The 2,955-nt window shown below is 45.1% G+C and carries 4 protein-coding genes and 1 pseudogene; all 5 read left to right on the top strand.

Annotated features, from left to right (window positions below):
* Nucleotides 1–624 precede the first annotated feature (624 nt).
* Nucleotides 625–906: pseudogene (locus VN447_RS22760) on the top strand (BMC domain-containing protein); the annotation flags it as partial.
* A gap of 182 nt (nucleotides 907–1,088) precedes the next feature.
* Nucleotides 1,089–1,736: an ethanolamine utilization microcompartment protein EutL gene (eutL, locus tag VN447_RS22755; RefSeq protein WP_325528657.1), complete on the top strand. Its 648-nt coding sequence runs from the start codon at nucleotides 1,089–1,091 to the stop codon at nucleotides 1,734–1,736.
* 45 nt (nucleotides 1,737–1,781) lie between these two features.
* The gene (locus VN447_RS22750) at nucleotides 1,782–2,093 is read left to right on the top strand and encodes a BMC domain-containing protein (protein ID WP_325528655.1); all 312 of its coding nucleotides are present in this window, start codon (nucleotides 1,782–1,784) and stop codon (nucleotides 2,091–2,093) included.
* A 59-nt stretch (nucleotides 2,094–2,152) separates the two neighbouring features.
* The gene (locus tag VN447_RS22745) at nucleotides 2,153–2,767 is read left to right on the top strand and encodes a cupin domain-containing protein (RefSeq protein ID WP_325528653.1); all 615 of its coding nucleotides are present in this window, start codon (nucleotides 2,153–2,155) and stop codon (nucleotides 2,765–2,767) included.
* 29 nt (nucleotides 2,768–2,796) lie between these two features.
* Nucleotides 2,797–2,955 (top strand): ethanolamine ammonia-lyase subunit EutB (gene eutB, locus VN447_RS22740; protein ID WP_325526220.1); only part of this gene is annotated, 159 nt, incomplete at its 3' end.

Genomic DNA, 2,955 nt, shown 5'->3' with positions numbered 1-2,955 from the left:
AGCTTCAGGTGGGGTTTTAACCCCATCTGAAGGTTAGTCGCCCTTATCCAGGGACTTAGCCGCTCGCCTGTGCCCTTTGGGTATAACTCCCACTTGTATACCCTAAAGGGCACAGGAAAGATGGGAGTCTTAGAGCGGGTTGTCATCGGATAAAAAGGCCACCCGGAAAAATCGGGTGGCCTCATTAAATCCTTGATTCTTAGCAGGGTTATCTGAGTCTCTAGAGAGGTTTTAAAAAGGTTGCTGCTCTTTAACTTTGATAACTTCCATGTTAAATCAAAGTTGAAATTTGTAATTGAGTTATGCTGTAGTTTCTAACTTCCTAAACACACAAAAAAAGAAAATTATGGCCGGAATTGACTTAGGAAGTCAATTTTGATTTATCAAACGACCACTCTTTTCCTCTCAAGACTCTTTAGAAGCGAGCTAAATGTAGGAATTTTTTCTATAAAAGAGCTGGCACGCTTCTTGCTAGAATAAGTTTTAGATAATGTTCTGACTTGTTGAAAATATTAACGCGCATCCATTCGTTTTTTTCGCCTAATTTTGCACACGTTTTTTCGTAAGCCGGGGATTGGTGTGGTTTAGTCAAATTGAACAGAACACGAAAGGAGATTAAGCACAATGGCGTACAAAGGAGAACTGATTGCTCTCGGTATGGTGGAAACAAAAGGTGTTGTTGGAGCGATTGAAGCAGCCGATGCCATGGTTAAAGCTGCCAATGTCAGCCTTATTGGCAAGGTCAAAGTGGGGGGAGGACTCGTTACTGTAATGGTGCGGGGAGATGTGGGGGCAGTTAAGGCCTCTGTCGATGCTGGAGCAGCAGCTGCTGAACGAGTTGGGGAACTCATGAGCTGCCATGTTATTCCGCGTCCGCATCAAGACTTGGAGCAAATTCTCCCGCAGTTACCGAATTTTGATGAGAAGCCGAAAGTGAAAACCAGCGAGCCGAAAGCTACTGAAACGAAACCCGCAGAACCCACAAAATAAGAGACAACCCCCGCTGATACCCTAACGGGCACAGGCAGAGTGGGAGTCTTAAGAAACTTAGTCATCGGAACTGATTAAGACAAGTAGGGAGGGTCCTTATGATTGAGCCTATTAAGCCAAAAGTGTTAGCTGTCCGGCTCATTCCGAATGTTGCGCCTGATTTAGCACAGCAACTCGGATTGAAGGACTATCAACGTTCTATTGGGATGATCACGTCAAATATGGATGATCCCACTTATACTGCCCTGGACGAAGCCACGAAAAAGGCAGAAGTTGAAGTGGTCTATGCCAAAAGTTTCTATGCCGGTGCCGCTCATGCCTCAGGACCACGTTCCGGAGAAATTATTGGAATCTTAGCCGCCCCGACTCCTGCCGAAATCAGTGCGGGGATGGATGCCTGTATCAATCATTTAGAAAACGAAGCCTTCTTCTATACATGTGATGGGGGACAAACGGCCTGGTATCCGCATACGATTTCCCGAACCGGCAGCTATCTGTCTAAGATTGCCGGAATTCAGGAAGGCGAGCCGTTGGCCTATTTAATAGCTCCCCCCATCGAGGCAGTCTACGGTATCGATGCTGCGCTTAAAGCGGCAGAAGTAGAGATGAAAGCGTTCTATGGACCGCCGACCGAAACAAACTTCGGTGGTGCATTACTAACCGGATCACAAAGCGCTTGTCGTGCAGCCTGTGAGGCATTCCAACGTGCTGTAATAGATGTTATTGAAAATGCTCTGAAGTTTTAGAAGACAGATTGACCGAGTCATTAATTTCATGAAGGAGGTTGTATTATGGCTCAAGAGCGCAGTGTCTTTGCATTAGGAATGATTGAAACCAAAGGGTTAATCCCTGCTATTGAAGCAGCTGACCAGATGCTGAAAGCTGCAAATGTTTCGCTTTGCGGAAAAGAACACGTAACAGGAGGTTTAGTCTCCGTTATGGTTCGCGGGGATGTTGGTGCGGTTAAAGCCGCAGTCGATGCCGGAGCGGCGGCCGCAGAACGCGTAGGAGATCTTATGAGTGTACATGTCATTCCACGTCCGCATCGTGATGTGGAGTATCTTCTACCTGTCGGAGATAACAAATCTTTTGGTGAAAAATAAGATTTATCCACATACATAGGTCAATGAACGTTTAATCATGTAACTGGGAGGTGGAATAATTGGGACGTTTTATATCTGCTGCAGTCTTACGTGAACTTGCCAAAAACGGGAAAGAGATTAATTTAGAAAAGAATTGTGTTTTGACACCGTCTGCGCAAGAACTAGTCAAAGAACTTGGATTAACGATAACCCGTGGAAATCAGGTCTTATCTGCATCAGGGAACAAAGTGACAAATGTTCATGTTCAAGAGGGATTCGATCACGACCTCAAGAAAAAGGTCCAAAAAATAATAGAAGAGACCCTCAAACCGGCTTGTCCAAATCCGAAAGCCCTTCATGTGCGAGGTGATCAAGTGGTAATTCAGCCGTTTGATCAGGCTCCCCCCGGTCAGAGAATTGGGTTAACAGATGTTGTGACGGCCAAGGAAGGAAATCTTTGTGCAGGCTTCATGACTTTTGACCATTCCGAACTGCCTTGGTTTTTAAATTATGATGAAGCGGATTACATTATTGAGGGAGATTTCATGCTGAAAGTTGGCGACCAAGTCTTCCGGGCTAAGGCTGGGGATGTCGTCTACATTCCGAAAGGGAGTCAGGTTGTTTTTTCTTCTCCTACATTTTGTAAAGTATTCTATGTTACCTATCCAGCAAACTGGGCCGATTTCTGTGATTAATAGAGGTAGACAGATTGGGGGAACATCTGATGATTTTAAAGGCTAAGGTCTACAATAAAATCTTTGCCTTTAAGGACCTTAAAGAGGTCTTAGCGAAGGCAAATGAAGAAAAATCCGGAGATATCCTGGTAGGAATCGCAGCACAATCTGCTTCCGAACGGGTTGCAGCCAAACTCGTATTGAGTAAC

Origin of the sequence: Sporomusa sp. (assembly GCF_035561155.1) — a bacterium.
In the GTDB taxonomy this organism is placed as follows: domain Bacteria; phylum Bacillota; class Negativicutes; order Sporomusales; family Sporomusaceae; genus Sporomusa.
Note: the sequence above shows the minus strand (reverse complement) of the source record. Positions and strands in the feature narration are given on the sequence as shown.

What these genes read in the sequence shown, in the direction of transcription:
- VN447_RS22750 (WP_325528655.1), top strand. Translation starts at nt 1,782, where the DNA reads ATGGCTCAAGAGCGCAGTGTCTTTGCATTAGGAATGATTGAAACCAAA.
- eutL (WP_325528657.1), top strand. Translation starts at nt 1,089, where the DNA reads ATGATTGAGCCTATTAAGCCAAAAGTGTTAGCTGTCCGGCTCATTCCG.